Source organism: Pseudoalteromonas sp. C2R02 (genome assembly GCF_018860845.1).
Classification (GTDB): Bacteria; Pseudomonadota; Gammaproteobacteria; order Enterobacterales; family Alteromonadaceae; genus Pseudoalteromonas.
The window spans coordinates 211,495-217,685 of sequence record NZ_JAHKQC010000041.1 but is presented as its reverse complement, the minus strand read 5'-3'; the positions used below and the strand labels follow the sequence as shown (position 1 = coordinate 217,685).

Annotated in this window: 5 protein-coding genes; 3 read left to right on the top strand and 2 right to left on the bottom strand. The window is 36.1% G+C overall.

Going from position 1 to position 6,191, the window contains the following annotated elements:
- Window positions 1–335 precede the first annotated feature (335 nt).
- On the bottom strand, window positions 336–812 hold the full coding sequence (locus KO527_RS20405; RefSeq protein WP_042148865.1) for an acyl-CoA thioesterase: 477 nt from the start codon (window positions 810–812) through the stop codon (window positions 336–338).
- A 198-nt stretch (window positions 813–1,010) separates the two neighbouring features.
- On the opposite strand from KO527_RS20405, the gene dbpA reads away from it, so the two are divergent.
- Both dbpA and KO527_RS20395 read left to right on the top strand, forming a co-directional pair.
- Window positions 1,011–2,396, top strand: coding sequence for an ATP-dependent RNA helicase DbpA (dbpA, locus tag KO527_RS20400; RefSeq protein ID WP_216042102.1), 1,386 nt, complete (start codon window positions 1,011–1,013; stop codon window positions 2,394–2,396).
- A 61-nt stretch (window positions 2,397–2,457) separates the two neighbouring features.
- Window positions 2,458–2,787, top strand: a complete 330-nt coding sequence (locus KO527_RS20395) for a DUF3622 domain-containing protein (RefSeq protein ID WP_042148873.1) — start codon at window positions 2,458–2,460, stop codon at window positions 2,785–2,787.
- A gap of 77 nt (window positions 2,788–2,864) precedes the next feature.
- Here the strand turns inward: KO527_RS20395 and KO527_RS20390 are convergent, their stop codons facing one another.
- Window positions 2,865–3,485: a 3'-5' exonuclease gene (locus KO527_RS20390; protein ID WP_216042101.1), complete on the bottom strand. Its 621-nt coding sequence runs from the start codon at window positions 3,483–3,485 to the stop codon at window positions 2,865–2,867.
- A gap of 164 nt (window positions 3,486–3,649) precedes the next feature.
- On the opposite strand from KO527_RS20390, the gene KO527_RS20385 reads away from it, so the two are divergent.
- Window positions 3,650–6,178 (top strand): zinc-dependent metalloprotease, encoded by a 2,529-nt coding sequence (locus KO527_RS20385; protein WP_216042100.1) that lies wholly within the window; start codon window positions 3,650–3,652, stop codon window positions 6,176–6,178.
- Window positions 6,179–6,191 lie beyond the last annotated feature (13 nt).

Genomic DNA, 6,191 nt, shown 5'->3' with positions numbered 1-6,191 from the left:
AAGCGGAGGTGCATAATACACCTTAAAAGTTTTGAGTCAATGGTTAATTTAAAATTAATTTTTTAACTTTAAATCTGATTCAAACTTTTCGGAGATAAATCTCCTTCCTACATCAGTCGATGTCGCTACATCCCTTTAAGAATGTTGCTTGCCGTCTGTGTCGGTGGAGGCGCAGTATAGGCATTTTTGAAATCTGCGCAAGTGTTTTTTTAAGATAAGTTGATATTTCTGGCCGTTCGCTCATTATATATACAAAACGTCCTAAAATAGGACGTTTCTATTAAATAAAGTCAGTAAATTCGGCTTTATCTCTGTAAGAGATTTAGATTTAGTAACTATTTTACAAATATTTCCATTTCTTCGCCGATTTGCTTACGCATTTCCATTAATCGTATTGCAGTATCATGCTGCTTAATATCAGCTTCAGTTTCTGGGATCCATTTAGGTATTTCGATCTTTTGACCCGTTTCATCAACTGCCACCATAATTACAATACAATGTGTTGTAATACGTCTATTCAGTGACTTTGGATCACAAGCTGTTACTTCTAATGCAATATGCATAGAAGAAGTACCTGTATAAATAACTTTAGCTTCAACTTCAACTAAACTACCGACATGTATAGGTGCAACAAATCGAATACCACCAGCGTATGCTGTTACACAATAGCGCCCACTCCAACCAGCTGAACATGCATAAGCAGCTAAATCTATCCATTTCATTACTGCACCACCATGTACTTTGCCTCCAAAGTTCACATCTTGCGGCTCTGCTAAAAATCTTAATGTTATATCGCGCTGTGGTTTTTTCATGATTTGCTCTCAATAATGCTTAATGAATTAAGCTATTTTTCAACTATATAAACTATTATTTAATAATAGAACAAACTTAGTCAAAGCATAAAGCTATAAATCTGATATTATATAGGGTCAAAACGGCCTAAAAGTACAGCTTTGTACTCAAGGTCTATTATATACAGGTCATAACAGATCAATTATAGGAAAAACACCTTGAGTCAAACCACCTTTACATCCGTTAAGTTACAACCGGCCCTAATAGAGAATCTTACTTCTCTGGGTTATAACAATATGACGCAAATTCAAGCCGAAAGTCTACCCCATGTTCTTGCGGGTAAAGATGTGATCGCACAAGGAAAAACTGGTTCAGGAAAAACCGCTGCTTTTGGTTTAGGTATATTAGAGAAATTAAAAGTTAAACAATTTAGAATTCAATCATTGGTACTTTGTCCTACTCGTGAATTAGCCGATCAAGTTGCTAAAGAAATTCGTAAATTAGCGCGTAGTATTCATAACATTAAAGTTTTAACTATTTGTGGTGGTATGCCTTTTGGTCCACAAGTTGGTTCTTTAGAGCATGGGGCTCATATTATTGTAGGAACGCCAGGTCGAATTGAAGATCACTTACATCGCGGCACATTAAATTTAGACAATGTGACGACTTTAGTACTTGATGAAGCTGATCGCATGTTAGAAATGGGTTTTGAATCTGCGATTGATGCAATAACAGATGCGACACCAGATAACCGCCAGACTTTATTATTCAGTGCTACATTCCCTGATTCTATCAAAACAGTATCTGAACATATCATGGTTGATCCTGTTATGGTGAAAGTTGCTTCTTCTGATAACAATACTAATATTCGTCAATATTTTTATAAAGTAGAAAATAATAAACAACGCTTAGTCGCACTTCGTTTATTACTTTTAAAGCATCGCCCAGAGAGCTGTGTTGTATTTTGTAATACAAAAGTTGAAACACAAAGAATTTCAGACGAACTTAATAACTTTGGTTTAAGCGCCTTAGCTTTAAACGGTGATTTAGAGCAAAGAGACAGAGATCAGACCTTAGTCCGCTTTACCAATAAAAGCGTATGTATATTAGTTGCAACTGATGTAGCAGCGCGTGGTCTAGATGTTGATTCACTTGATATGGTGATTAACTTTGAAGTCGTTCGCGATCCAGAAGTACATGTACATCGCATTGGTCGTACTGGCCGTGCCGGTAAAAAAGGCACAGCGCACTCTATTTTCATTGAAACAGAAACACATCGCTTTGAAAAAGTATCTGAATATATGGATAAAGAGTTCGATCTTTCGGTATTGCCGCCATTTAGCATATTGGAAAAACCAGGTTATAAACCAGACATGGTGACATTGCAAATTGATGGCGGTAAAAAACAAAAAGTACGTCCTGGAGATATTTTAGGCGCATTGACAGGTAAAAATGGTATTGCTGGCAAACAAGTTGGCAAAATCAATATGTTTGATAACTGGGCATATGTTGCAGTACATAAAGATGCTTCAAAACCAGCCCTTGCAAAATTATCTGAAGGTAAATTAAAAGGTCGCTCATTTAGAGTTAGACGTGTTAGATAAAACACTTATTACCTTCAAAATAAACACATATTAAATACACAGAATTTAGGAAATAAAAGACATGGCACAAGAAAAGAAATTTGATTACAAAGTAATTCAAGATGGCGAAAAATGGCACGCAGAAATTACTCGTCGTGTTTCAGCGAGAAAAACAAGCGTTTCCAAGCGTAAAAAAGGTTTTGAATCTCAAGAAGCCGCTGAGCAATGGGGTAAAGAGCAATTAGAAGTATTCTTACAAAACTTACAAGAGCGTAATAAGCGTAAAGCTGAAAAGCGTGTTGTTCGTAATGAACTTGAAGCGCAAGCTATCGAGAAAGAAGAAGAATACAAAGCAAAGCGTCTAGCTGCACGCCTTGCTGCTGAAGAAGAAAGAGAAGAAGACCAAGAGTAATAGGTCTTCTTACTCAAATGGTTGAAATACACACTGTATTTCAACCCTATTCTTTTAAGTACCCTACTAATTTTACCTTACCAATTTTTTAATAATTCATGCACTGCCTTCTTAGGTGTTTTCACTAGTTTTTTCACTAATGAAAATGGAATATCAGTTAAATCATAATCTAACCTCATATCTTCCAACATTGCCACCCAAAGCTTGGCTGTCATTTGCGAATCAAATAATGCTCGGTGAAAACCGCCATCAGCAGGAATTTTTTTATATCTAATTAAATCTCCCAACTTATGTGTTGGTGCATCTTGATAAATCCGTCGCGCTAATAACATAGAGCAAGCAAACTCACCTGAATAACTTCGTGAAATTTGCTGTAATTCAGCATCTAAAAATCGTTTATCAAATGATGCGTTGTGGGCTATTAAATTTGAATCACCAATAAAATTGGCAAACTCATCCATTACTTCTGCACAAGAGGGCATGCCTTTTAGCATTTGATTACTAATACCTGTGTAATCTTCAATAAAGCCTGTAATTTGAAAACCAGGATCCATTAATTGACTGAAAGAATCTGTTATCAGCCCATTTTCAATACGTACGGCACCAATTTCTATAGCGCGATCGCCCATATTGGGTGATAAACCTGTTGTTTCAAAATCGAGTATCACTAAAGAGCTAGCTGAGTTTTTTAATGCCATATTTAATTTCTACCGGAGAGTTTAACGCATTTTACGCTTATCTCACTACCTGAGCTAGTTTATTGTATTAACATTTCCTTACGTTTACGTTTTGTTAACCTTAACTAAAGTGTGTAACTTAATCCTGTAAAAAATATTGACACACATTGAAAAGGAAGCGAAAAATGAAATTTACCAGTATTTCTTTAGCACTTGCGCTCGCTATTGCAGGAAGTAGTACAGCTTACGCAGCTGATAAAGATAAAAAAGATAATAAAAAGAAAAAAGATAAAACCCTCACTGAATTATTAAAAGATAAAGTAGAAGCCAAAGGTTTATTAACTTTTTACCAAGATGAAAAAACCGGTAAAAACTTAATGTTATTAAATGAAAGCCAACTAAATACGCCTATTTTATACTTTGCACATACTGTTGATGGTGTTACCGATGCAGGTCATTTCAGAGGTGCATATAGAGAAACAAAAATAATAGAATTTAGACGTCACTTTAACCGCATTGATATTATTAGCAAAACACCTCGCCATAAATTTGACCCTAAAAGCCCAATCAGCAAAGCCCAAAATGCCAACATCTCAGAAGCTGTTTTAGCTAGCATCAAAATAGAAAAAGAAGAAAAAGGCCAAATAGCACTGAAAGTTGATAAGCTATTTTTAAGTGAAGCTTTACATAAAGTATCACCTTGGGCGCGTTTAAATGATAAAAATGCTAAAAAACGTTTTAATTTAGGCAAACTTAACGATAAAAAATCACGTATTGTAAATAAGCGCAGTTACGATAATAACGTAGATGTTGTTGTAGATTATGTATTTAATAATAGTAACCCTAAAGTTTACGGCTCAAATGCAGTTACCGATCCCCGTTCTGTTTCAATCAAAATACAGCATTCATTTGTAGAGCTACCTAAAAATGATTTTAAACCACGATTAGATGATGCGCGTATTGGTTATTTCACTCAACAATACGATCAAATGACATCAAGCGAATGGGCACCTTATCAAGATGCGATTAATCGTTGGGATTTAACGAAAAAAGATCCTTCAGCAGCATTATCTGAGCCTGTAAAACCAATTGTTTGGTGGATAGAAAATACAACGCCTCATGAATGGCGCAAAACAATTGAAGAAGCAGTGCTAGATTGGAATATTTCATTTGAGAAAGCAGGTTTTAAAAATGCGATTCAAGTAAAAGTGCAACCAGATGATGCTAAGTGGGATGCCGGTGATATTAATTATAATGTATTACGCTGGACTTCATCTCCTCGCCCGCCATTTGGTGGTTATGGTCCATCATTAGCAAATCCACTTACCGGTGAAATATTGGGTGCCGACATCATGTTGGAATTCGTATTTATGAAAAACCGCTGGGTATACGACAAGCTTTATAGTCAAGGTGCTGCAAGCTTAACTGATATGACGGCGCAAATCGAAGGCTTAAATTGTAGTGCGGGTCATGATCTACAGCAGGGCATGATGTTAGGAAAAACATTAGCAAATGGTTCATCTATCCAAGAAAAAGCATTATTGGATGAAGGCCTTCGTATGCTGATATTGCATGAAGTTGGCCATACATTAGGGCTTAACCATAATATGAAAGCCTCTATCATGTGGGATGAAAAAGAAGTTCACGATAAATCACTTACAAAAGGTATTTTAACTGGTTCAGTGATGGATTACACGCCAGCAAATGTAGCTCCTCTAGGTGTAACTCAAGGCGATTACTTCCAAGTAAAACCTGGGCCATACGATAACTGGGCTATTGAATACGGTTATTCAACGGCATTAGAAGATGAAACTGCTGAACAACAAAGATTAACTAAAATATTATCGCGTTCTGCTGAAAAAGGACTCGATTTTGGTAATGATGCCGATGATATGCGCCGTCCTGGTCGCCATATCGACCCACGCATCATGATTGGTGATATGTCATCTGATCCAGTTGCTTATGCGACTGATCGCATGGCATTAATCAATCATACTTTTGGTGAATTAAAAGAGAGATCATTAACTGAAGGTGATTCATACCAACAACTACTGATTTCAGCAAATGTGTTATACGGACAATACAAAAAACAAGCTGAAGTAATATCACGCCAAGTAGGTGGTGTATATGTTGAGCGTAATTTTGTTGATAGCAAAGCTGCATCACAACCTTATACGCCAGTACCAAAGGCGATGCAAAAAGCAGCAATGAATGCATTAGCTAAATATGTATTTGCATCTGATACTCTTGCAGAGATCCAACCGCTTTATACACATTTACAACACCAACGCCGTGGCTTTAGCCATTACGGTAAAAATGAAGACCCTAAAGGTCACAAGATGGTGTTAAATGTACAAAAGTCAGTATTAGATCAGCTGCTACATGCAAATGTATTACAACGTATTTCTGATACTGGTTTATATGGTAATGATTACAGCTTAACAAGCTTTATGAAAGATTTAACAACTTCAATATTTGTTGATGAAAAGTCAGTTAATTCGATGAGCCAAAACCTGCAAATTGAATATGTACAAAGGTTAATTAAAATCGCAGGCATAGGTAAAAAATCAGCTTATGATAATTTAGCTAAAACATCTGCGCTGTATCAATTACAAACTATTGCTGGTCAAGATGCTCCTTGGGGTGCTGATGATTCAACTAAAGCGCACAAAGCATATTTAGATCTCATCATCAAAAAAGCTTTAGAAGCTTAAACTTTTAAAAGTT

Bases quoted from the DNA above. Each gene is read 5' to 3' on its own strand.
- KO527_RS20405 (WP_042148865.1), bottom strand. From the start codon at position 812: ATGAAAAAACCACAGCGCGATATAACATTAAGATTTTTAGCAGAGCCG.
- KO527_RS20395 (WP_042148873.1), top strand. From the start codon at position 2,458: ATGGCACAAGAAAAGAAATTTGATTACAAAGTAATTCAAGATGGCGAA.
- KO527_RS20390 (WP_216042101.1), bottom strand. From the start codon at position 3,485: ATGGCATTAAAAAACTCAGCTAGCTCTTTAGTGATACTCGATTTTGAA.
- KO527_RS20385 (WP_216042100.1), top strand. From the start codon at position 3,650: ATGAAATTTACCAGTATTTCTTTAGCACTTGCGCTCGCTATTGCAGGA.